This window comes from Amycolatopsis lurida, assembly GCF_900105055.1.
Classification (GTDB): domain Bacteria; phylum Actinomycetota; class Actinomycetes; order Mycobacteriales; family Pseudonocardiaceae; genus Amycolatopsis; species Amycolatopsis lurida.
The window spans coordinates 3750086-3774089 of record NZ_FNTA01000004.1; the positions used below are offsets into that span (position 1 = coordinate 3750086).

The 24004-nt window shown below is 69.8% G+C and carries 18 protein-coding genes; 11 read left to right on the plus strand and 7 right to left on the minus strand.

What is annotated here, in order from left to right; translation table 11 throughout:
* Positions 1-194: 194 nt before the first annotated feature.
* The gene (locus BLW75_RS22775; protein WP_034319795.1) at positions 195-695 is read right to left on the minus strand and encodes an FBP domain-containing protein; all 501 of its coding nucleotides are present in this window, start codon (positions 693-695) and stop codon (positions 195-197) included.
* An 84-nt stretch (positions 696-779) separates the two neighbouring features.
* Between BLW75_RS22775 and BLW75_RS22780 the strand changes: the two genes are divergently transcribed.
* Positions 780-2264 (plus strand): adenylate/guanylate cyclase domain-containing protein, encoded by a 1485-nt coding sequence (locus BLW75_RS22780; protein ID WP_034319792.1) that lies wholly within the window; start codon positions 780-782, stop codon positions 2262-2264.
* On the opposite strand, the gene BLW75_RS22785 is transcribed toward BLW75_RS22780, so the two are convergent.
* Complete coding sequence (locus BLW75_RS22785) at positions 2251-3249, minus strand: beta-ketoacyl-ACP synthase III (protein ID WP_091598144.1); 999 nt, start codon at positions 3247-3249, stop codon at positions 2251-2253. The two genes, BLW75_RS22780 and BLW75_RS22785, sit on opposite strands and share 14 nt — an antisense overlap.
* A 225-nt stretch (positions 3250-3474) precedes the next feature.
* Between BLW75_RS22785 and BLW75_RS22790 the strand changes: the two genes are divergently transcribed.
* Positions 3475-3948: an Lrp/AsnC family transcriptional regulator gene (locus tag BLW75_RS22790; RefSeq protein WP_034319786.1), complete on the plus strand. Its 474-nt coding sequence runs from the start codon at positions 3475-3477 to the stop codon at positions 3946-3948.
* A gap of 280 nt (positions 3949-4228) precedes the next feature.
* Entirely contained in the window at positions 4229-4633 is a 405-nt protein-coding gene (locus BLW75_RS22795; protein ID WP_034319994.1) for an SsgA family sporulation/cell division regulator, read from the plus strand.
* Between the two features lie 103 nt (positions 4634-4736).
* On the opposite strand, the gene BLW75_RS22800 is transcribed toward BLW75_RS22795, so the two are convergent.
* Positions 4737-5831, minus strand: coding sequence for a S1 family peptidase (locus BLW75_RS22800; RefSeq protein WP_034319783.1), 1095 nt, complete (start codon positions 5829-5831; stop codon positions 4737-4739).
* A 473-nt stretch (positions 5832-6304) separates the two neighbouring features.
* Here BLW75_RS22800 and BLW75_RS22805 point away from each other — a divergent pair, with 473 nt between their 5' ends.
* The 7 genes from BLW75_RS22805 to BLW75_RS22835 all read left to right on the plus strand — a co-directional run bounded on the left by BLW75_RS22805 (position 6305) and on the right by BLW75_RS22835 (position 18839).
* On the plus strand, positions 6305-9232 hold the full coding sequence (locus BLW75_RS22805; RefSeq protein WP_034319780.1) for a helix-turn-helix transcriptional regulator: 2928 nt from the start codon (positions 6305-6307) through the stop codon (positions 9230-9232).
* A 482-nt stretch (positions 9233-9714) separates the two neighbouring features.
* Positions 9715-10566 (plus strand): ESX secretion-associated protein EspG, encoded by an 852-nt coding sequence (locus tag BLW75_RS22810; protein ID WP_034319777.1) that lies wholly within the window; start codon positions 9715-9717, stop codon positions 10564-10566.
* Between the two features lie 30 nt (positions 10567-10596).
* Positions 10597-11007: a hypothetical protein gene (locus BLW75_RS22815; protein ID WP_034319774.1), complete on the plus strand. Its 411-nt coding sequence runs from the start codon at positions 10597-10599 to the stop codon at positions 11005-11007.
* 12 nt (positions 11008-11019) lie between these two features.
* Positions 11020-13011 carry a hypothetical protein gene (locus BLW75_RS22820; protein ID WP_091598147.1) on the plus strand — a complete coding sequence of 664 codons (1992 nt, stop codon included), beginning with the start codon at positions 11020-11022 and terminating at the stop codon, positions 13009-13011.
* On the plus strand, positions 13008-13337 hold the full coding sequence (locus BLW75_RS22825; protein ID WP_034309855.1) for a type VII secretion target: 330 nt from the start codon (positions 13008-13010) through the stop codon (positions 13335-13337). The genes BLW75_RS22820 and BLW75_RS22825 overlap by 4 nt, the downstream gene beginning before the upstream one ends.
* Complete coding sequence (locus BLW75_RS22830) at positions 13334-13846, plus strand: YbaB/EbfC family nucleoid-associated protein (RefSeq protein ID WP_034309852.1); 513 nt, start codon at positions 13334-13336, stop codon at positions 13844-13846. Before BLW75_RS22825 ends, BLW75_RS22830 begins: the two co-directional genes overlap by 4 nt.
* Positions 13847-13880: 34 nt before the next feature.
* On the plus strand, positions 13881-18839 hold the full coding sequence (locus BLW75_RS22835; protein WP_034309849.1) for an RHS repeat-associated core domain-containing protein: 4959 nt from the start codon (positions 13881-13883) through the stop codon (positions 18837-18839).
* 87 nt (positions 18840-18926) lie between these two features.
* Here BLW75_RS22835 and BLW75_RS22840 read toward each other — a convergent pair whose 3' ends face one another.
* The 3 genes from BLW75_RS22840 to BLW75_RS22850 form a co-directional block, all read right to left on the minus strand.
* Positions 18927-20102 (minus strand): GGDEF domain-containing protein, encoded by a 1176-nt coding sequence (locus BLW75_RS22840; protein WP_034309847.1) that lies wholly within the window; start codon positions 20100-20102, stop codon positions 18927-18929.
* Between the two features lie 254 nt (positions 20103-20356).
* Entirely contained in the window at positions 20357-21619 is a 1263-nt protein-coding gene (locus BLW75_RS22845; protein ID WP_034309845.1) for an MFS transporter, read from the minus strand.
* A gap of 72 nt (positions 21620-21691) precedes the next feature.
* Positions 21692-22408, minus strand: coding sequence for a CTP synthase C-terminal region-related (seleno)protein (locus BLW75_RS22850; RefSeq protein ID WP_034309843.1), 717 nt, complete (start codon positions 22406-22408; stop codon positions 21692-21694).
* Between the two features lie 76 nt (positions 22409-22484).
* On the opposite strand from BLW75_RS22850, the gene BLW75_RS22855 reads away from it, so the two are divergent.
* Positions 22485-23333, plus strand: a complete 849-nt coding sequence (locus BLW75_RS22855) for a LysR family transcriptional regulator (protein WP_244175787.1) — start codon at positions 22485-22487, stop codon at positions 23331-23333.
* On the opposite strand, the gene BLW75_RS22860 is transcribed toward BLW75_RS22855, so the two are convergent.
* Complete coding sequence (locus tag BLW75_RS22860) at positions 23321-23980, minus strand: hypothetical protein (protein ID WP_241783491.1); 660 nt, start codon at positions 23978-23980, stop codon at positions 23321-23323. The genes BLW75_RS22855 and BLW75_RS22860 overlap by 13 nt on opposite strands.
* Positions 23981-24004: the final 24 nt, after the last annotated feature.

Here is a 24004-nt window from a genome sequence, read left to right on the forward strand (position 1 = left end):
TAATGATCGTTCTAACGCTCTTTGCCGCTCACGACCAGTTCAGGCCGGGGTGAGCCCGCAAGCCGGTCCGGAAGCCTGCCGTCCAGGGCGGTCATCTCATCGCGAAGTCGGCGAAGACGGCCTGCGCGCCAGGGATTCGATCGCGCCGCGTTCGACTTACCCCCTCACTGACCGTCCTGACCACTCACGAGGCGTCAGCGTGACTCCAGCACCCGCTCGACGAACCGGTGCAGCTTGTCCTCAAGCCGGAAGACACGCTCCTCCAGCGTCAGGGACTCGAACGGCTGCGGCACGTCCGACTGCAGCTCGCCGCGGATGTACTGACTGCACGCGAGGTTCGCGCACGCGTAGATGCCGAGCGTGTTCCCCTCGCGCCCGGATTTCCCGGCGCGACGGCCGGAGAACAGCGCGATGTCCGACATCGGATGTGTCGTGGTGCACAGGCCGCACATGTTGCTCAGCAGGACACGGCCCTTCGGCCGGGGAGCCGCCCGCAGGGACAGCCCGACGATTTCCCCGCGGTACGGCAGCACGAGATACGCCCTGGAGGCGGCCTTCGGATCGCGCCAGCCGAGGAATTCCCTTTTCTCCCAAGGGATCTCTTCGGGCCGGGCGGGCAGCGTGACCCCTTTGGCCTCACCTCGGGTGCAGTTCACGAAGGACGCTCTGATCTCGTCCTGGTCCAGCGGTTCCATACCCGCACGGTAACCAGCGCACCCGAGAACGGGCGAACCGTTTTCCGCCGGAGGTCATACGATCACCGGGTGCGCGGGAAGACGATGTCGAGCCGGTTCCGGCTGGTGCTCAGGACCAGTCTCGGCTTCGCCGCGCTCGGCGTCGGATCCAGCGTGTGCGGCGCCGGTGTGGTCGCGTTGCTGCTGCTCCTGCAGGGCCTGCCGAGCGAGGTCGGCGATCGCGGCTGGATCCTCGGTGTCACCGCGGCCGGCATCGTCGCGCTGTCGCTGATCGTCGGCACCTTGTGGACGGCGTGGCTCCAGCGGCGCACGGCGGTGTGGTTCGTGTTCGGCCGCCCGCCGACCAAGGCCGAGGCCGAACTGGCGCTCCGGCTCCCGGTCGACATGGGGATCGTCAGCGGCACCCTCTGGCTGATCGGCACGATCGTGCTCGGCGCGCTCGCGCGGGTGCTCGGGTCCTGGATGGACGCGCTCGGGATGGCGCTGGTGATCGGGCTCGGCGGGCTGACCACGGTCGGCCTCACCTATCTCGCCGCGGAATGGGTCGCGCGGCCGGTGATGACGATCGCGCTCAAGGTGACCCCGCCGAAGGGGACGCTCAGGGTCACCGTGCGCACCAGGGTGGTCGTCACCTGGTCGCTGGCGAGCGGCGTGCCGTTCCTCGGGGTGCTGCTGGTGGCCGCCCCGCCGGACCTCGGCCAGGGCGACCACGTCGCGAGCCTGATCATGCTTTCGGCGATCGGCCTCGGTGTCGGCGCGATCGGGACGGGCCTGCTCGCGAAGGCCGTCGCGACGCCGCTGCACCGGCTGCGGGTCGCTCTCGACGAGATCGCGCGCGGCAACAAGGAGATCGTGGTCGAAGTCGACGATTCCAGCGAGATCGGCCTGCTCCAGACCTCGGTCAACGACCTGGCCGCCGGGCTCCGCGAGCAGGAGCGGATGCGGGATCTCTTCGGCAGGCACGTCGGGGACGAGGTCGCGCGGCACGCGCTCGAGTACGGCGCCTCCCTTTCGGGTGACGTGCGCGAGGTGACGGCGCTGTTCGTCGACGTCGTCGATTCGACGGCCTTGGCGAGCCGCACCCCGCCCGAAGAGCTCGTGAAGACGCTCAACCGGTTCTTCACCAGCGTGGTGCACGCGGTCGGGGCACGCGGCGGGCTGGTCAACAAGTTCCAGGGTGACGCCGCGCTCTGCGTCTTCGGCGCCCCGACCAGGCTCGCGGACGCGCCGACGGCGGCGCTTTCGGCCGCGCGGGCCATCCGGGACGCCGTCCAGGAGACGGGCGAGCTGGACCTCGGCATCGGCGTCGCGAGCGGGCGGGTCTTCGCCGGGCAGCTGGGGACGAGCAGCCGGTTCGAGTACACCGTCATCGGCGACGCGGTGAACGAGGCCGCCCGCCTGACCGAGTACGCGAAATCCGCCGACGGCCGGATCCTGGCGAGCGAGGCGGTGCTCGAGGCGGCGTTGGAGAACGAGCGCTCGCACTGGAAGCCGTACGCGGAACTCGAGCTGCGCGGGCGACAGGAGCCGACGCACGCCTGGGAGGCGAGCGTGCTCAGCCCGGAATGACGTCCGGCCAGCGCAGCAGCGTCGAGCCCCAGGTCAGCCCGGCGCCGAAGGCACCCATCACGACGCGGTGCCCCGGCTGGAGCGCCCCCTCCTTGGCCGCGTCGGCCAGCGCGATCGGGATCGACGCCGCACTCGTGTTGCCGACCTTCTCGATGTTCGAGTACATCACGTCCTCCGCGAGCCCGAGCTGCTTCGCACAGGTCTGCAGGATGCGGATGTTCGCCTGGTGCCCGATGAACCGGTCGATGTCGCCGACCACCCAGCCCGCGGAGTCCAGCACCGTGCGCGCCGATTCGGCCATGCGGGCGCAGGCGTGCCGGAAGACGGTCTGGCCCTGCATCACCAGATAGTGGTCGCGCGGGTCGTCCGAGCGGCGGTTCTTCGCGCCGCCCGCCTCGACCCAGAGCAGTTCCGCGAGCGCGCCTTCGCTGTGCAGGTCGAACGCGCCGAGCGCGCCGAGTTCGTCAGGGTCGCCCGCGCGCAGGAGGACGGCGCCTGCTCCGTCGCCGAAGATCGGCACCGTGCCGCGGTCTTCGGGGTCGACGAGCGAGGTGAAGACGTCGGCGCCGATCACCAGCACCCGCCGCGCGATCCCGGCGGCGATCAGCCCGGCGCCGGTGGCGAGCCCGTAGACGAACCCGCTGCACACGGCGTTGACGTCGAACGCGGCGGCGCCGTTCAGCCCGAGTTCGGTCGCGACCTGGGGCGCGCTGGCCGGGCACAGCTGGTCCGCCGTCGACGTCGCGAGCACGACGGCGTCCGCCGCGGTCTCGCCCGCCGACGCCAGCGCCCGGCGCCCCGCCTCGACCGCGAGGTCCACAGTGGACGTCCCCGCGTCGACGACCCGGCGTTCGGCGATGCCGGTCCGCGAGCGGATCCACTCATCGGAGGTGTCCAGCCGCTGGGCGATCTCCTCGTTGCCCACCACGCGCGGAGGCAGCCATGAGCCGAGACCGGCGAGAACGGCGGCCTGAGATGAGGGCACCAAGGAATCCTTTCGCGGGGGAAATGAGAGGTCTGCCATTCACTTGTAAGCGCTACCATTCAGTAGACCCGCCAGTTGTGTTCCGGGTCACAATTCAAAGAATTCTCATCTTCTCCCCGGAGTGACCGGGCACACGGGCCGAGCACCCGAATGGGTGACGCACGCCGCGCCGAGGCGCGAGCGAAGAAGAGGCACCCCGGAGAGCCATCCGGTTAGCCTGACCTGGTGCACACACCCGACCTCGACCGCATGGACATCGCCATCCTCGCCTGCCTCCAGTCCGACGCCCGCACGATCGCCGAACACATCGGCGCGAAGGTGGGCCTGTCCGCGGCCGCGGTTCAGCGGCGGATCAAGCGGCTGCGCGAGACCGGGGTGATCGAACGCGAGGTGGCGGTGCTGTCGCCGCGGGCGCTCGGGCTGTCGATGACGTTCGTGGTGATGGTCGAGATGGAACGCGAGAACCTCGCGGTCCTCGACGGGTTCCGGCGTCAGGTGCTCGCGGACGACAACGTCCAGCAGTGTTACTACGTCACCGGCAACGCGGATTTCGTGCTCGTGGTGACCTGCCGGGACATGGCGGATTTCGAGACGTTCACGCGGCGGATGTTCTTCGACAATCCGAACGTGCGGCACTTCACGACATCGGTGGCGATGGACCGGGTCAAGACCGGACTGACGCTGCCACTGGAGCCCTGAGGGGGCCTGAAGGGGGCCACGCTTCCAAAGAGGACAGTCCTCAATGGACGCCAACATCGGTTCCGCGGGTTGCATCCTGCGCAACACCGGCTCGGCGACCTCGTCACCACGGGTGCCCGCCCGAACGCAAGGGGTCTGTGCCCGGCGTTACACCACTATGGACATGTGCAGCCGATAGCGTGAACGTCGCCGCAGTCGCGTCATCCGGCGTACGTCCGGCCATCTCCTCCCCGAGACGAAAAGTTCGCGCCGCGCGAACCACGAGCACCGAGGAGTGGCCGTGCACACCGACGCAATTCACCAGAGCCAGTTCGTTCTGCTGAACAACAGCAGCACGCCCGTTCTTTCCCGCCTGTCCTTCCACGCCGGCGAACCGTTCGCGGTCACCGTGTCGTTCCGGACGGAGCGCGGCCGGTGGGTCGAGTGGACCTTCGCGCGTGAGCTGCTCGTCACCGGCCTCACCGACCCCGCCGGTCTCGGTGACGTCCGCGTCCGCCCCGACCTCTCGGAGGACGAGGCGCTGCTGACGCTCGAAATCGAGTCGCCCGACGGTTACGCGTCGTTCGAGCTCGAGCGTGAGGACGTCGAGACGTTCCTCGAGTCCACGTACGAGCTCGTCCCGCTCGGCTCCGAGAGCGAGCACTTCGACGTCGAAGCGCTGATCGAGGAGATCAGCAACGTCTGAGACTTTCCCGCGGCACGAAGACGAAGGGCGGCCCGAGTGCGCTGGAGGCACTCGGTCCGCCCTTCGTCCTGTGTTCACGGTCCCCCGTCGACCGGGGCTGAGGTCAGCCGAGGACCAGGGAGGTCCCGGTCGCGGACAACGCCGGCCGCACCGGGAAGAAGTACGTCACCGAGCTGTTGCCGCCGGACAACATGCCCTGGGCCTGGTTGCCCGCGATGAACGAGCCGCCGGAGTCGCCCGCCTGCGAGCGGACGTTGGTGGCGGTCATGCCGTAGACCGTGCCTTCGGCGTAGCGGACGGTCTGGTTCTTGGCGCCGACGGTGCCGCAGGTCCAGCCGGTGGTCGACCCCGACTTGCAGACCGACGCGCCGGTGGCCGCCTCGGTCGAGCCGCTCACCCGGGTGCCGTTGTTGATGACCCCGCGCGGCACCCAGTTGCTGTTGACCCGGACGTGGCCGTAGTCGTTGCCGGGGAAGCTGGCGCGGGCGAACGAGCCCATCGCGACCCGGTTGTAGCCGGTCACCGTGCCCGGGCCGCAGTGCCCGGCGGTGAGGAAGCCGCCGTTGACCGAGAAGCCGATCGAGCAGCGCGAAGAGCCGTTGATGTAGTAGGCGTCGCCACCGCGGACGTCGTACTTCAGGGTCGGCACCGAAGTGGTCTCGACCACCGCGACGGCGGCCTTGTCCACCTTGGTCTTCTCCAGGTACGAGTCGACGACGCCGCTCTTGCCCGGCAGGACGTTCACCGTCACGCGGTTGGTCTTGGTGTCGACACCCCAGCCGGTGATCGCGCCGTCCGCCGCGCGCTCACCCGCGTTCAGTTTGTCCACAGTGGAATCCAGCTGGGCGGCCGAGAAGCGCACGAGTTCCGCTTCCGCGCCACTGGCGAGGACCTGCCCCAGCTTCGCCGCGTCCGTGACGCCGACGCGGAGCTTGCCGGTGGCCTCGTTGTAGCTGGCGCCGCCGAAGCTGCCGGCGAGCGCCGAAGCGAGCGACTGTTCGAGCTTGCCGGCGGCGGTCTCGCTCTGGATCCGGGCGAGTGCCTGACCGGCGGTCAGACCGAGGTCCCGTTGCAGGGCGGGAACCATTTCCTGATTGAGCGGAGTTTCCGAGGACGCTGCCGCGGGGGTACCCGTGACGAGCGCACCGGTGGCCAGTGCTGCCGTGGCGGCCACACCGAGGAGCTTCGTGATCTTCATGCTTCTCCCTCGTCATCACGCACGGCTCCGGTTCGCCATGCGATGTCCCTCCCCTGACGGGTGAGCGTTCTGGACTCGGACGAAGGCCGCAATCCGGGTCGGCGCGGGATAGGTATACCCATTCTTCGGAACGCGGATCCCCTGCTCCACGGGCGGACACCTAGAGCAGGCACCCGGACGGGCACGTCCGTAAGTAGGGTTTCGAAGCAAATACCTTGCGTAGTCATGGCCACCCCCTGAACGTGGGATGAATCGCTGAATCGGGTTCGTCGCCGACGTTTCGGGTGTCCAGTGATTTTCCAACCGACGATCCGTCGCCCAACCGGTGACGCTGCGTCCGCAGACGGCCTCGCGGGGTGCCCATGGTGTCCGTGTTGGGTGGTTTACGACCAGGTAGGCAGTGCTTAGGCTCCGCAGGACAACGCACAAGATCGTGTCGGGCTCAGCGGGAACTCCCCACCGAGGAGCGCATGATGTGGCTTGCCACCCCTCGCCCGACCTCGGTTTCGGTCCGCGCCGGATCGACGGCGCTCGTGGGCCGCGACGTCGAGGTCTCGGCGATCGTGAAGATCCTGCTGCGCCGTCCCGCCGCCGTGCTGATCGAAGGCGAACCCGGGATGGGCCGCAGCAGGCTGCTCGACGAGCTGGCCGGACGCCGTGAATTCGCGGCCACCCGGGTGCTCCGGGGTGCCTGCCAGCCGATGCGCGAGCCGTTCCCGTTCGGACCGGTGCTCGAAGCGCTGCGTTCGGCAGGCGACCGGCCGCTCGGTCCGCTCAGCCCGGTCGCCGGGGTGCTGAGACCCTTGCTGCCCGAACTGGCCGAAAGCCTTCCGCCCCAACCGGAACCGCTCACCGACCCGTGCGCCGAACGGCACCGCCAGTTCCGCGCCGTCCGCGAACTCCTGATCGCCTGCGGGCCCGCGCTCGTCCTGATCGACGACCTCCAGTGGGCCGACGAAGGCACCCGTGACCTCATGCGGTTCCTCGCCGCGGCCATGCCCGCCGAACTGGCCGTCGTCGCGGCGTACCGGACCGGCTCGCCGTCGGGACACGGCGGCGCGGGCATCCCCTTCCGCACCCCGCCGAACGTCCAGACCGCCCGCGTGACGCTGGGCCCGCTCGACGTCGAAGCCGTCGGGAAGCTGGCCGAAGAACTGCTGGACCTGCCGCGGGTTTCCGCACCGTTCGTCGCGAAGCTCCACGAAAGCACCGCCGGGATCCCGTTCGTGGTCGAGGAGACCCTGCGGGCGTTGCGGGACGCGGCCGGACGCCTGCCGATCGGGGAAGTGCTGAGCGACCGGCTGCTGGAAAGCCTCGAGGTCCCGATCTCCCTGCGTGAGGCCATCACCGAACGGCTCGAAGCACTGCCGGAGCCCGCCGTCCGGCTGGCCCGCGCGGCGGCGGTGCTCGCCGTCCCGTCCGAGCCGTCGGTGATCGGCGAACTCGCGTGTCTCGACGGCGACGCGCTCCGCGCGGCCCTTTTGTCCACTTTGGATGGCGGTGTCCTCGGCGAACTCGGCGGAGACCGGTACGGCTTCCGGCATCCGTTGGCCCGCAAGGCGGTCTACGACACGGTGAGCGGCCCGGAGCGCACCCTGCTGCATTCGCGCGCGATCCAGGTGCTCGCCGGTCAGCCGGTCCCGCCGCTCACCCTGCTGGCGAACCACTCGCGCGCGGCGGGGCGGACGGAACAGTGGCGCCATTACGCCGAAGCCGCCGCCGACGAGGCCATCGCCCACGGTGACACGTCGCGGGCCATCGACCTGCTCCAGTCCGTGCTCGCCGAGGCGGGGCTCGGTGAGGACGACATCGCCCGGCTGGCCACGAAGCTCAGCCAGGTCGCGCTTCGCGGGTTCCGCCCGGACGTCATCGAGACACTGGAGCGGATCCTCGAAGACCTCACCGACCTGCGCCCGAGCGTGCGCGGGACGATCCGGCTCAGCCTCGGGATGCTGCTGGTCCGCACGATCGGTCGCCTCGGCCGCGGCCGGGTCGAGGTGGAGAAGGCGATCACCGAACTGGTCGACGAGCCGGAACTGGCCGCCCGCGGGATCAACCTGCTCGCCCAGCCGATCGACGGGCTGACCCCGTTGTCCTGGCACGAGGTCTGGATGGAGCGGGCCCGCGAGGTCTTCGGCCGGATCGAAGACCCGGAACTGCGGCTCGCGCTCCTCGGCGACCGGATCTCCACCCAGGCGCATATCGGCGACGGGTCGGCCTGGACCGAGTTCACCGAACTGCCCGATCAGGGAAGCGGGGTCGCCGAGCGGGTCCAGCTGGCGCGCCTGTGGTGCAACCTCGCCGACGCGCAGTCCTGGGCAGGCCATCTGACCAGGGCGGAAAAGCTGGTCACGGAAGGGATCCGCCGGGCGACCGACGCCGGCGCGCTCTACGCCGCCGGGCTCGCGCAGGGCACCCGCGTCCGGCTCGACTGGGTGCGCGGCGACTGGTCCGGCCTCGCGGAGACCACCGAACAGCTGCGCGACGCCTATCCCGACCTGGGCCCGATCGTCATGGAGTGCTCGCTCGTCCTCGGCGGGTTGTCCGCCGTTCGCGGGGAATTCGCCGCCGCGCAACGACATCTGGCCGCGGCGAGCGTCCACGCCCCGGAACACGGGCCCATCCCCGTCGTCCTCTCGGCCGCCGGGGTCCTGATCCGGGTGCTCCTCGCGACGGACGACGTCGACGGCGCGTGCGCGGCGGCCGACAACGCCGTCGCGGCGGCCCGGCGCAAGGGCGTCTGGGTGTGGGCGGCGGCGCTGGTCCCCGCCGCGGCCGAGGCCTACACGCGGGCCGGGCGCTGGTCGGAGGCGGACGCCGTGGTCGAGGAATTCGCCCGCGGGATCGAAGGCAAGGACTCGCCGGTCTCCCGGGTCGCGCTGCTCGCCGGCCGGGCGATCCTGCTCGACGCGCGCGGCAAACATCCCGCCGCGGCAACGGTTTTCGACGAGGCGGCGGCAGGCTACGAGGCATTGCCGATGCCGTATCAGGCGATCGGCGCACGGGAGCGCGCGGCGCTGTCCCGGCTCAACGCGGGCCGTCACACCCCGGGCGACCGCAAGGCGATCGAGGAGCTCGCGGCGGCCGCGGAGGCCTACGAGCGGCTCGGCGCGACCAGGGACGCCGGCCGCTGCCGCCACCAGCTGCGGGAACACGGGGCGTGGGCCCCCTCACAGCGCGGACGGCGCGGCTACGGCCAGGAGCTTTCGCCCCGGGAACTCGAGGTCGCGCGGATGCTTTCCGACGGACGGACGAATCGGGAGATAGCGGACGGATTGTTCCTTTCGCCGCGTACGGTCGAACAGCACGTCGCCAAGGTGCTGCGGAAACTCGGGGCCCGGTCGCGGACGGACGTGGCGCGCCGGATGACGACTTACGCGCCCGCTTCCGCCGACCGCTGACTTCGGTCCCCGGGGTGCCCTGCCTCCGTCCGAGGCGTGAAGGAGGAGGGGCCTTCACGCGCAGCTGTGTGACTCCTGGTGCAGGTGGGGCGCACCTGACGGTCACCAAGGTAGCGAAGGCCAGGTTCACCCGAATCGAGCGCCGCCGCTCCGGAAAAGTCCCTTGTGGACAGTCGCCACCGTGGCAAGCCCGCCCGGAGGATGTCGCGAAAGCCACTTTCGCGGCGTCTGATGTCCCGAAAGTGGCTTTCGCGACACCCCGGCCCGGACGAGCCCACACCCGCCGGGAGACCGGCTGAGCAGGCCGTTCACGGTGCCCGCTATTCCTTTAGGGGCAAGAAAAGTGCCCGATCGGGCATGGTGATCCATTCCATCGGGTCCAGCCGTGTGCGTATGGTTCCGTAGTGTCATGCGCTGTGCTAGTTTGTTTTGGCCATTAACAAAGTCGGGGCCCGGCGCCCTCGAGGGAGTAGCGCAGAAGCATGGCTGAGCGAGCCGATTTCGCGCTGGGGACGGTAGAGGCGACCGTGGTCGGGCAGGCGCTGGGCGTCGACGTCCGGCTGTTTCCCTTGCGTGTCCGCAACACTTCGATCGACCCGGAGCGCTACGCCACGGTCATCCGGAAGGTCTACACCGACCTCGAACAGCGCCGCCTGTCGATCAACGGCGAGCTGAACAAGGCCGTCCGCACCGCGTTCGCGCTGCTGGGGAACCACCGGATCACCGTCTCGATCAACGGTATCGACGGCATCGGCCAGGACATCGCCGTTCTCGCCCTCACCGACGGCAGGCAGGCGCTCGGCATCACGCAGGCTCACGGCGAAGACCTCCTGCAGTTCGCGCTCTTCTCCGACGAAGAGCTGGTCGAGGTCCTCTCCGGCGTGCTGCCGCGGATGCGCCCCGCGTCGACCGGCCGCCGCACGATCGTGCAGAAGGAGGAGCGCGCCGTCTCCGCGATGACCGCGCGCCGTCAGGCCGAGGCCGAGTTCGACGAAGAAGAGACCAACGCGTTCGGCAACCTCCAGTTCACCGGCGTCGTCCGCGCCCGGCCGGAGGCCCCGGCCCGGCGCACCGACGAGAGCGACGTCGAGGTCTTGGAGAAGGTGCTGTCCGGGCCCCGGCTCGGCGGCGGGTACATCATCGTGAGCGGGATCGGCCGCCGCGGCGAACGGCTCCGGTCGACGCCGCTGAGCTGGCTCGACACCGAAGACGGCCGGTACCTGGTCCGGACCGAGACCGACGAAGCCTCCGGTGCCGTGATCGGTCACTACGACCCGGCGAGTCAGTCGGGCGTGGCGAACGCGATCCGGGACGCCATCGCTGACATCTACTGACCCTCCTGAACCGGGCGAGAGGATCCTCCGTTGACCGAGGAAGCACAAGCACTGGAGCCGGTGATCGCGGCGCGCAAGGTGGCATTCGCGAGTGCGCGGCTGAAGGAGATGGCCAAGCAGGGCAGCTTCGCCGTCGACGAGAGCACCGGTGAAGAGATGATCCGTTCACTCCAGGGAGTGATCGACAGTCTCGAAGAGCGCTGGAGCGCGCTGACCAAGCTGCAGAAGACGCCGCCGATGAGTTCCACCGCGACCGCGCGCTGGGTCTCCGAGCACATGCACGGCACCGCGACGGACGCGCAGGGCCTGCTCACCCAGCTCGAAGCCGCCCGAGCCGAATTCCCGACCTACGTCGAGGCGATCGAACTCGCCAAGCGGAACTACCGGGAACGCGACGACGAGAACCGGCGCACCCTGACGCGGATCGACACCGAGATCTAAGAGGAGAGACCCGTGACGGAATCCGCGGAGAAGACCGCGAAGGTCTCCGATCCCCAGTCGAAGGACTACAACCCGGACGACCCCTTCTACGACGTCACGGCCGACTCGTCGTCGGCCTATTACGTCGGGCCGCTGGCGGACAAGGCCGCGTCCGGCGACGAGATCCGGGCCGGTGCTTCGGCCGGGACGGACATCCTCTTCAACATCCTCGGCTGGGGGCAGACGCCGCTCGTCCTCGTGAAGGACCAGTTCACACAGAAGATGTACGAGGCGCAGCTGGAGAAGGCTCGCGAAGGTCTCGACAAGAACCTGGAGATCCGCCAGCCCGGCAACCCGCCGTCCACGGTCTGGGCCAACGCCACCCACGAGCAGATGCAGGCCGCGATCGCGGACAACGCGGATCCGGCCGCGGTGGGCGAGACCTCCGAAGAGTGGGTCCGGGCGGGCAACGACCTGGCCACGCACCAGCGCAACCTGGCGAAGGCGATCAACGCGAGCACGGCCAACTGGGAGGGTGAGGGCGGCGACGCGGCCCGCGAACACCTCGCCGGTGTCGGCAAATGGCTCGGCGCGACCGCGAACGGCGCGACGCTGGCCGGACGGCAGCAGCAGATCCACTCGCAGACCCTCAACGAGACGCAGAAGCTGATGGCGGCCAACCCGCCGGTGGCGTTCAGCGTGCAGGAGGCCAACGCCAACCTGCAGAAGATCACCGACCCGCACGTGTACATGGCGCAGCTCGGGAAGGATCTCTCGACCTTCAAGAAGCAGCAGGACGCGCGGGATCAGGCCGCGAAGGTGATGACCGACTTCGACAGCACGGTCGGCTCGGCGATCGCCACCCCGGCGTTCCCCGCCCCGCCGAAGCTGCCGACGGCTCAGGCGACCAGGCAGTTGCAGGGCACGCCCATCGGCGGCGGCGCGGGTTCGCCCGCCGGCACGCTTCGCGACCGGATGCCGGCCGAAGGCGCCGAGGGCACCCCCTTCAACGCCGTCTCGGAACGTACGCGCCCGGACGGCCTCGTCGCTTCGATGGACGGCACGCCGCAGGGCGGGGCCGGTGGTCCCGGCGGCGTGTCGCCGTTCAACTCGCCGACCGGCGGACCGGGCGGCGGCCCCGGCGGCTTCCCCGGCGGTGGCGGCCCTGGCGGCGGTCCCGGCGGCGGCCCCGGTGGCGGCGGCCCCGGCTCCAGCCCGGTCATGCCCAACATCGGCGTCCCGAACGGGCCGACCGGCGGCGAGACCTACAAGCCCGCGGCGTCGACGAGCCCCCACCTCCCGAACCTGCCCAAGATCGACGACACCACGCGCACCACGGGCTACACCCCGCCGTCCGTGACGCCGCCGTCGTTCACCCCGCCGAACATCCCCATCCCGGAGAGCGGCGGCCCCCGGCCCGGTGGCGGTCTTCCGTTCACGCCGCCGAACATCCCCATCCCCAACGGGCCCAACGGCGGCGGCCCCAACAGCGGCGGGCCGAGGCCGGTCATGCCGAACATCCCGCCGATGCCGCGTCCCGGCGGTATCGGCGAGCGGCTCACCGGTCCCTCGTTCCCGGACGGCAACTCCTACAAGGGCACGCCGTACAACGCGCCCAAACTCGGCATGCCGAACATCCCCGGCGGTGGCGGTACCGGCGGTACCAGCGGCTTCGGTGGTGGCGGTGCCGGTACGGGCGGTGCCGGTGGCGCGGGCGGTGGAGGTCTCGGCGGGGCCGGACGGGCGACGGGTTCGCTCGGCATGGGCGGCGCCGTCGGCGCGGGCGCGATGGACGCCGAGGCGGCCGCGGCCCGTGCGGCAGGCTCCGGCGGCAAGCCGGGTACGCCCGGCGGCATGGCACCGATGGGCGGCATGGCCCCCGGTGCCGGCAAGGGACAGGGCCAGGAGGACAAGGAGCACAAGGTCGCCGACTACGTCGAGTCCGACGACCCGTCCTTCTTCGCCCCCGACGAGGTCGTGGCGCCGCCGGTGATCGGTGACTGGAAGAACAAGGACTGGAAGTGACGGCTTCGTTCGAGGTCGATCCGGACGACCTGACCGCGCACGCGAGCCATCTCGAAGGGCTCGTCGACCGGCTGAACACCGCGCACGGCGCGACCGGCTCGGCGATGTCTTCGGACGCGTACGGCCTGCTGTGCGCGTTCCTGCCGCCGATCGTCAATCCGGCGGGTGAACGCGCGGCGGAGACGATCAAGGCGGCTGCGGAAGGCATCCAGTCAACGGCGGACAACGTCCGCACCGCGGCCAAGTCCTATGTAGACGGTGACAAGACCAACGCGGAACCGTTCAAGGCGGACTTCAAGGCCCTGGACATCGGAGGAAAGCAGTGACCGGCGGGAACGAGCTCGGCGAGCTCATGCTGGACCCCGACGAGGCCCAGCGCAAAATGGACCGATGGGCCGCGGGGCTGGAAGAGAAGGCCCAGCGCTACGCGGCCGCGCAGGAGCGGACGGAGCAGCTGCGGCTGACCGCTTCCAGCCCCGACGGCGCCGTCAAGATCACCGTCGGGGCGGACGGCGGCGTGACGGACATCGAGTTCGGGAACAAGGCCAGGACGTATCCGCTGGAGGAGCTGTCGCGGCAGATCCTCCAGACCATGCACAAGGCGCAGTCCGGGATCGCGGGCCAGGTCGCCGAGGTCATGCAGGAATCGCTCGGCGACGAGGACCAGGAGACCAGGGCGCTGATGATCGGCACCCTGCGCAGCCGCTTCCCCGAGATGGAAGAGGAAGAGTCCTCGGACCCGCCCGCTCCCCCCGCGCCGTCCGCCGACACGCCGCCCGCGCCTCGCGACAAGCGTCACGAAGCGCCGGACGACGAGGAAAACTCGCCCTGGTGAGCTCCTCGTTCCCTGAAACACGAGGAAGGTCGTCGTGGGTAATCCGCTTGTCGCCGAGGTAAAGGACTCGACGAAGGCGTACACCGGCTCGTCACTGCTGGAGTCGGCGTTCGAACTGAAATCGGCCATCGAAAGCGGCGACTGGGCCTCGGTGGCGCTGGGCGCGGTCGGGACCGCGCTCGACGCGCTGTCGATGGCGATGGATCCCTTCGGCGCGATCCTCGCGAACGGCGTCGGCTGGCTGATGGAACACGTCGGCCCGCTCAAGGAGGCACTCGACGCGCTCACCGGCAACGCCGACGAGATCGCGGCGAACGCCGAGACCTGGATGAACATCGCGACCGAACTCGGCGACGTCGGCGCGGATCTCGCCGGGATGGTCTCCGCCGATCTGCAGAGCTGGACCGGGGTCTCGGCCGACGCCTATCGCGCGCAGGCCAAAGACACGGTCACGCTGCTGGAGTCGGCGAAGGCGGGTTGCGAGGGCGCCTCCAGCGGAGTGAAGACGGCGGGCGAGGTCGTCGCCGCCGTCCGCGCGCTGGTGCGCGACATCATCGCCGAGCTGATCGGGCATCTGATCAGCTGGGCGCTGCAGGTGCTGTTCACCCTCGGGATCGGGCTGACCTGGGTGGTCCCGCAGGTGGTCAACGCCGTGGCGAAGACCGCGAGCAAGATCGCGAACCTGACGAAGAAGACCGTCAAGGCGCTTCAGGCGCTGATGCCGCTGCTGAAGCGAGCGGACGACCTGTTCGACAGCGCGGCGAAGGCGCTGAAGAAACTCCAGCCGGGCAAGGGCGCGCCCGCGCCGAAGCCGAACAAGCTGGACGAGGGCACGACACCCAAGGGCAGCCCCGACGGTGGCGGCACGACACCGTCCGGCGCGGGTCCCGGCAAGAGCGATCCGCCGCCGCCGGTGAAGTCGGATCCGCCTCCGCCGCCGAAGAACGAGACCCCGGACGGATCGACCACGCCGTCCGGCTCGCCGCCTCCGCCGCCCAAGGACCGCGGCGCCCCGAAATCCGAGACGAACAACCGGATCAAGGACAACGAAACCACCCCGGGGGACCGCGTCCCGCCCAAGGACCGCGGCGGCTGCGGCGACCCGATCGACGTCGCGACCGGCTCGATGATGCTGACGCAGGACGACGTCGTGTTCGCCGGCGTGCTCCCGCTGACCGTGTCGCGGACGCACCTCTCGTCGTACCGACTCGGCCGGTTCTTCGGCACTTCGTGGGCGTCCACTGTGGACCAGCGGATCGAGATCGAGGACGACGGCCTGCACCTCGCGCTCGCCGACGGGACGCTTCTTTCCTACCCTGTCCCGATTTCCGGCCCTGTACTCCCGGAATTCGGGCAGCGGCTTCCGTTGTCCAAAGTGGACGACGGCTATGGAGTGACCACTCCGGACGGGATGCTGTTCTTCTCCGGCCCGGGGAACACCCTTCCCCTGCGCGCGATCGTGGACGGCGACGGTCACCGGATCTCCGTGCATTACGACGACAACGGCGTCCCCCGGGAACTTGAGCACTCCGCGGGCTACCGCCTGCTCGTCGAGTCGAAGGACGGACTCGTCACGGCCCTTCGCTTGCCCGGCGCGGAAACCGCGCTGCGGAACTACCGGTACGACGAGCGGCGCCGCCTGGTCGAGATCACCGACGTCGCCGGTCAGCCCCTGCGGTTCACCTACGACGCCGAGGGCCGGATCGTGCGCTGGGAGGACGTCAACGGGCGCTGGTACGGATACGGCTTCGACTCCGAAGGCCGCGTCGTGCGGGCGCAGGGTACCGACGGCTTCCTCGACGTCGACATCGAGTACGACCGGGAAAACCTGGTCACCTCGGTCACGAACTCGCTCGGCCACGTCACCCGGTACCAGCTCGACGAACTGCACCGGATCGTCGCGGAGACCGATCCGCTGGGCAACACGACTCGGTCCGAGATCGACCGCTTCGGCAAGCTGCTCAGCCGCACCGACGCCTTGGGCCGCACCACGCGGTGGGAAATGGACGACGACGGGAACGTCGTCACCGTGCTGCAGCCCGACGGAAGCCGAGCGCTCGCCGAGTACTCCGCGCCGGGCCGGTGGACCAGCAGGACCGGGCCGGACGGCGCCGTCTGGCGCCGCGAGTACGACGAGCGCGGAAAGCTCGTGCGTGCCACGGATCCGACCGGCGCCACCACCACCTACGGCTACGACGACGCGGGCAATGTCGCGGTCGTGACCGACGCACTCGGCGGCGTCACCCTGATCGAGTCGAACGCGGCGGGCCTGCCGGTCTCCGTCACCGACCCGCTCGGCGCGGTCACGCGGTACACCTACGACGAGTTCGGGCAGACCACCTCGGTCATCGACCCGCTCGGCGGTGTCACCCGGACGAAGTGGGACGGTTTCGGCGAGATCGCCGAACAGATCGATCCCGACGGTTCCGTGTGGCGCTGGAATCGCACCACGGCGGGTTCGGCCGACGAAGCCGTGGACGCCCGCGGGCTCGCGGTGCGCACCGAATACTCGCAGTTCGACCTGCCCACCGCCGAAATCGGCCCGGACGGTGATCGACTGTCCTATGTGTACGACACCGAGCTGCGGCTGGTGTCGGTCACCAACGAGCACGGTCTCGTCTGGCGCTACACCTACGACCCTGCCGGGAACCTGGTCAGTGAGACCGATTTCAACGGGCGCACCACCCGCTACGGCTACGACGCCGCCGGACAACTGGTGTCGCGTACCAACAGTCTCGGGCAGACGGTCACCATCGACTACGACGTGCTCGGCCGCGTCGTCGGCCGCCGGGCGGCCGACGATGTCGCCACGTTCACCTACGACGGCGCCGACCGGATGACCTCGGCGCGCAACGCGCATTCCGAAGTCACCATCGCCTACGACGCGCTGGGCCGGATCGTCTCGGAGACGCTCAACGGCCGGGCCGTCCTCTCGGAATACGACGCCATCGGCCGTCGCGTCGCGCGGCGCACGCCGTCGGGAGCCGAGTCGTTCTTCGCCTACGACGCGGCGAGCCGCCCTGTCGCGCTGCGAACGGCCGGGCGCACCCTGCGTTTCGAGCACGACCCGGCAGGCCGGGAAGTGTCGCGCCGGCTCGAAGGCACGCCGATCGAGCTGCGCCAGGGCTGGGACGCCGCCGACCGGCTGACCTCCCAGACCGTGTCCACCGGCCGGGGTGTCGTGCAGCACCGCGAGTACGGCTACCTGCGGGACGGGCTCGTCTCGTCGATCTCCGATGCGCTGTCCGGGCCGCGGTCGCTGCGGGTCGACCGGGCGGGCCGCGTGGTCGACGTCCAGGGGCAGGGCTGGCGGGAGGGCTACGGCTACAACCTCGCGGGCGCGATCACGCAGGCGGGCTGGCCGGGCGCGGATCCGGCCGTCGGGCCGCGGCGCTACCACGGCACCCTGATGACCGGCGCCGGGGCGACGTCGTACCTGCACGACACCGAAGGCCGCACGATCGCGCGCCGCGAACCCGGCCGTGCCTGGACGTACCAGTGGAACTCCGACGACCGGCTGACCGGCGTCGTCACGCCCGGCGGTGAGCGCTGGCTCTACCACTACGACGCGCTCGGACGGCGGATCGCCAAGCAGCACCTCGACATCCAGGGCCGGATCCTCGAACAGATCGACTTCACCTGGGACGGCTCGAAGCTCGCCGAAGAGATCCGCGGCGGCACCGCCGTCGTCTGGGACCTGGAGCCGGGCACGGACCGGCCGATCACGCAGATCGAACGGATCCCCGGACAGGACGCCCGGTTCCACGCCATCGTCACCGATCTCGTCGGCTCACCGAGCGAACTGCTCGACGAATCGGGCGATGTCGCCTGGCATGTGCACACGTCCTTGTGGGGCAAGGTCCTCTCGCCGCCGGGGCGGGCGTACACGCCGTTGCGTTTCCCCGGCCAGTACCACGACCCGGAAACCGGGCTGCACTACAACTTCAAGCGCTACTACGACCCGGCCACCGGGCGGTACCTCTCGCACGACCCGCTCGGCCTCGAACCGGCGTCGGACTCGCTGGCCTACGTCGGCAACCCGACGGACATGATCGACCCGCTCGGCCTGGCGCCGACGAGGCCGAAGACGGGCACCTGCGGCAAGGGGACCCGCGGGGGCGGCGGCAAGACGAAATCGCCGGGCAACCGCGTCACCAAGCCGAAACCGGCGCCGGGGCCGAAGAAGCCGCGGCGCCCACCGCAGAGCTACCTCGACGGCACACACGGCGCGAAGAACCGTGAGCAGAACCGGCTCACGGCGAAGTACGACAACGAACTCAAGACCGACGGCCGGGAGAAGGTGTCCGGGCAGTCCCACGAGTCAGAGCACCCGATCCCCTACGAGGCGATCGGCCGCGGCAGTGGTGGCGCGCGGGGTTCGAGCCACGACCAGAAGGACCTGGAAAACCACGCTTGGGCGTATCAGGAGGCCAAACCCGCGCACAAGTCGCATATCGGTACCGGTAACAAGGGCGACCAGGACCTGACGGAAGGATCGGCGAACCCGAGCGGCTTCAAGAACAGCCAGGAGTACCGCGACTCCGAACGCAACGCGCTGGAAGGCGGCGATCCGAACACCGCGATCCAGCTCAACCAGCTCGACTACGCGTTCCGGGACGGGTTCAAGAACACCGACGGCACCCTCGACGGCAAGATCGCGGACGACTCGTACCACAAGATGATCGACGACGCGCACGCCAGCGGCAAGGGCCTCACCTACTCGACCGGCCCCGGTACGACCGCGACCACACCGCCGCTGTCCAGCCACGACGTCAAGGAACTGCACATGGCCCGGGACACCATCCGGGACGGTGACTGGCCCGAGGAGATGAAGCGGCAGAACCGCGAGACCTACGAGCAGGAAGTCGATCGGATCCACGACAACTACCCGGAGCCGAGCGCGGCCGACCGGGCGAAGTACCAGACCGGCGAGGGCGGCTGGGGCGACCTGGATTACGGCAAGAAGGACCCGGACGCGATGGACGTCGACTGACCCTCCGCAATTGGTCACCTACTTGCCTGAACGCCTGCTGGCGCCCGGCCGCGCTCCGGGGCAAGTAGGTGACCAATTGCGGGGGGCTCAGGCGGCGGCGAGGGCGACGACGCGGTTCCGCCCGCTGTTCTTCGCCTGGTAGAGCGCGGAGTCGGCGACGTGCAGCAGCCGTTCCAGCACGGTCCCGCCGGACGGGTAGACCGCGGCGCCGATCGACACCGAAAGCCCCCGCACGACGCTCGGCCCCGAAGCGGTCGCGACCTCGACTTCGAGCGCCATCACCGCCCGCCGCACACGCTCGGCCACGGGGAGCACGTCGGTCTCCGTCGCGCCGGGAAGCAGCACGACGAACTCCTCACCACCGAAGCGGCCGACGGAGTCGTAGTCGCGTACGTGCTCGGAGATCGCCTCCGCGACCGCCTTGAGCACGACGTCGCCGGCGAGATGCCCGTAGACGTCGTTGACCTGCTTGAAATGGTCGAGATCGAGCATCAGCACGCCGAGTTTGCTCTTCGCCCTGGCCGCCGACATGAGCTCCCGCTCGCTCAGCGCGTGCCACGCGTGCGCGTTCAGGACGCCGGTCTTGCCGTCGATGTTCGCCGCGATCTCCAGCTGCCGCACCAGCACACTGCGGTGCAGCACCAGCACCGGCAGCAGGACGAACGGGACGAGCGCCGGCGCGTGCACGATGCCCAGCGCGGTCGAGGTCCCGAGCACCAGCGTGGTGATTTCGAGCAGGTTGTCGTCGCCGGTGCCGAACAGCGCACGCGGAGCCTTCGCCCCGGTGTGCAGGTACACCGAGAGCGCCACGACGAACGCGTTGACCACGGTGAAGACGGCCGCCGCCTCGACGATCTTCAGCGAGCCGGCGAACCCGACGGGCAGGCCGTTCCACCCGGAGACGATGGCCCCCGACGCCAGGCAGGAGATCACGATCGCCGCCGCGCAGTACACCACGCGGTACGCCGGGCGATGGCTCATCCCCCGCCACACCCGAAGCCATAGATGCAGGTAGATGAGCAGTCCGAGGGCCAGCGCGAGCCCCTGCGGCAGGACGAGCACCCCCGCGAACGTCCACACCGAAGTCATGTTGATATGCGGCCGGTCACACAGCGTGCGCCGTAACCGTTCCACCGAACGCGAAAGCTCGGCCTGCAGGACGGCGAGGCCGAGCAGTGATCCAAATCGGACGAATTCCGTAGTCTCGTAGTTCGATCGGAGCAGGGCGATTACGGCTACTGCCGCCGCAAGTCCTTCCACCACAAGGAAAACCGCCGGAACCCCGCGTGGTCCGGACCATAACTCCCAGTGCCGGACCCAGGCTCTCAGACGTGTACCGGTCCCTTCTCCGGCGAGTTCCGTATCCCCCATAATCATCGTCACCGGTCCCCCTTCCGTACACATTTCAATGTATCCGAGGTAGTACTGAGGGTGGCTCGAGTCAATTCCGGAACACACAGATGGAGCAGTGGGAGGGAGGGCCATCATGAACGGTCGCGAGGACTGATCCCATCAATTCAGCCGGCCCGGCTCCCGGCCGGGAGCCATACATCGGGTCCGGTGGCGATGGCGCGTTTCCAGGCCATCGCCATCGGCCCCGCCGAGGCCACGGCCACCGTCGCGGCCACCCCGACGGCCACGAACGGGCCGGTCAGCTGGGCGAGACCGCCCGCGAGCATGATCCCGATTCCTTGTACGGTCACCAAACTCGTCGAGGTCAGGCCCATCACCTGTGCCCGGACGCCGTCGGGCACAGCGCGGGCCATCAACGCGACGGCCTGCAGGTGGTACGGCGCCGCGAAGGCCCCGCTGAGCCCGATCAACAGCAGGCACACCGGCAGCGGCGGGCGAAAGAAGAGAAAGACCAAAGGAACGACGGATGCGATGGCGAGAATGCCGACCATTCGCGTTTTCCGTCGCGCCGGAACCCATTTCGTGAAGATCCACGATCCTATTACCGAACCGACCGGATCCGCCGCGAGAATAAGCCCGACCGCGAAAGTCCCCGCCCCGAGACCGACGGCGAGCGGTGCCGCGAGCCCTTCCGGCGCGATGGCGAACCCGGCGAGCATCTTCAGCCCGAAGAGCACCCGGATTCCCTTGCCCTGCCACAGTTCTCTGACGCCTTCACCACTGAAAGCCCGTGCCACGCGGCTTTTCACCGAAGATTCCGTGGCGACGGGCGCCCGGCGACGAACCCCTGTGGACACCAGCAGTGCCGAGACCACAAAGGTCACCGCGTCGATCACCAGCCCCCAATAGGGCGTCACGAACCCGATCACCAGCCCGCCACCACCGAATCCGGCGAGCTGTGCCGTTTGGATGGTGATCGTGCGGACCGCGAGCCCGGCGATGTACCGGTCGCCTTCGAGGACGTCCGGCAGCAACGCGAGCTGCGCCGCCCGAAAGGGCCCGCCCGCCATCGTCAGGAGCACCAGCAGCCCGGCCAGCACCGCGAGCGGCATTCCCGGCACGGCCATCAGCGCCGCGAGCGCCGCGCGCAGCAGGTCGCAGACGATCATCACCGTCCGCCGCGGATACCGGTCCGCCAAACCGGCGAACAGCGTGCCCCCGATCAGCGTCGGCAGGTACGTCAGGCCGTAGGTGAGCCCGGTCAGCCCCGCCGACGCGGTTCTTTCCCAGACGAGCACCGACAACGCGACCCTGGCCAGCTGGTCACCGGCCTGCGAAAGCGCCTCCGCCGCCCACAACGCCCGGAACTCGCCGACCGCGAAGGCGGCCTTGAACGTGGTGCTCCGAGCGGAATCCCCCTTCTCCATGAGCCCCTCCCCTTGGCTCACGGTAGTCGATCACTTCCGCAGTGTCAGCGCCCATCCGGACCACGACGCCCGTCAGCGTCCACTGTGGACGGACAGTTTCGCGTGGTCCGCGGCGGCACGGGCGAAGGCCTGGACGAGCGGATGCGGCCGGGTTCCGTCGCCGGCGAGTTCCGGCTGGAACAGCGTCGCCAGGAAGAACGGATGTTCCGGCAGTTCCGCGATCCGCGCGTCGCCATCGCCGTCGAATCCACTGAAGACGACCCCGTTCGCCGCCAAGGTGTCCAGATGCCGGGCGTCGAGACCGTACGAACAGTGGTACCGCTCAACGGAACGTTCCACCCCGAGGACCCGTGCCGCGAGGGTGCCCGGCGTGACGTGGACGGCGCCCTCGTGCCCGACGAGCGAACAAGCCAGGGGGACGATCAGCCGGTCGGGCGAGTCCGGCGCGTTCTCCGCGTGCCCGATCCCGTCGAGGCCGCAGACGTTCCGCGCGAATTCCAGCAGCGCGTGCTGGAAACCGGCGCAGGTGCCGAGGAACGGGATGCCGTTCTCGCGGGCGGCGCGTACGGTCTCCACCGCGCCGGCTTCGGACCGGTACGGGCTGCCGGGCACCAGCCAGACGCCGTCGAAACCGGTGAGGTCGCCGGCGGCGTCGGTCGGGATCCAGTAGGCGTCGAGTTCGAGGTCGTCACGCTCGGCGAGACGCGCGAAGAGCGTCGGGATCCGGACGTGGGAGCGGACGCCGTCCGAACGGTCGCCGACCAGGGCGACCCGGGCTTTCTGTGTCATGCGGCCATCCTGACCCGGGAATCGAGTTCAGCGCCAACGATGATCCATGCTGGTTCGATAAGCGATACTGATGACCATGGAGACCCATCTGCTCCGCACCTTCGTGGCGGTGGCACGCGGCGGCTCGTTCTCGCGGGCGGCCCGCGACCTCGGCTACACGCAGTCCGCGATTTCCCAGCACATCGCCACGCTCGAACAGGATCTCGGCACCACACTGCTGACCCGGCGGCCCGTCGCGCCGACCCGGGCCGGGGAACGTCTCCTCGAACACGCCGGCCCGCTGCTGACCCGGCTCGACGCCGCCCGCGCGGATCTCGCCAGGCTCACCGCGGCGCCCACCGGCCGGGTCATCCTCGGGCTGACCCCGCTGTCGCTCACCGCCGAAGTCGCCTCCGCCGTGCCACGCGGCACCGAATTACGCGTCCTGGGCCGCGAAGCCGTCCTGACGGAGGTCGCGGCGGGCACGCTCGACCTCGGTCTCGTCGACGGGATGACCGCGCCGAGCGATCCTCTGCCGCTGCCCGACGCCGGGCCGCTCACCACCACCGTCGTCGGCGAACGCCCGCTCGCGGTCGCGGTACCCGCGGGCCATCCGATGACGGGACGGGCCGTCCGGCTGGCCGAACTCGCCGACGCGGGCTGGATCGACGCACCGGACACCGCGATTCCGTTGGAGCGCTTGAGGAAATCCGCCTCGACCGACGGGTTCCGCGGTCGCCTGCGCTACACCGGGACCGACGTCCGCGGTCTGCTCGGCCTGGTCGCCGCCGGTCAGGGGCTGGCGCTGCTCCCGGCGGACGTGCTCACCGGCGTGAGCACGCTTTCCCTGTCCTCGCCGCGCGTGGTGCACCGCACCGAACTCGTGCACGGCGACCCCGGCGAGGGCTCCGCGCTGGCCGCCACGCTGACGGGTCAGCGGCCGTAGCTCATCATTCCGTGCGCCATCTCCATCGCCAGCGAACTCGCCACGACGGGATCCATCAGGCTCCGGAGGCCGTCGGCAGGCTTGTCCCGCGATCCGGTGTCGGAACGCGGCTGCTCCGGCGGTTTGGTCTCGGCGGGCGGCAGGGCGACGACCTGCTCCTTGACGGGCTTCTTCTTCGTCGCGGGCGCTTGTTGTTTCACCGTGACCGGGACGTAGACGGTCACCGGGGCGGCCTGCGGCGCGGGCTGCGCGGGCGGCGCCGCCTGCTGGGTCGCCACGGCGGGCAGCGGCTGCTCGGGCAGGGCGGTGTCGTCGACCGGCTCGACGGCGAAGGTGCCGGCGAACCAGCCGATGGCGAGCAGCGCCACCCCGGCCCCGCCGACCAGCCAGGAGCGGGCACGACGGTGGATGACGACGGCCTTGGGCCGCAGATCCTTGTCCACGACCGGTTCACAGACCGGGGGGCGCACCGGCATCGGCTCGGGCTCGGGTTCGTTCTCCGGGCTGCGCCGCCGCTTCGGCAGGCTCGCCGCGATGATTCCCGTCCGGTCCAGGAGTTCGACGGTCTCGACAGGCGCGGAGAACGCGTCGGTCGACGGACGGCGCTGGGCGGCGCGCGGCATGGGGACCTCCGGAAGCGGAATCACGAACTTGAGCATTGTGGTGCATTT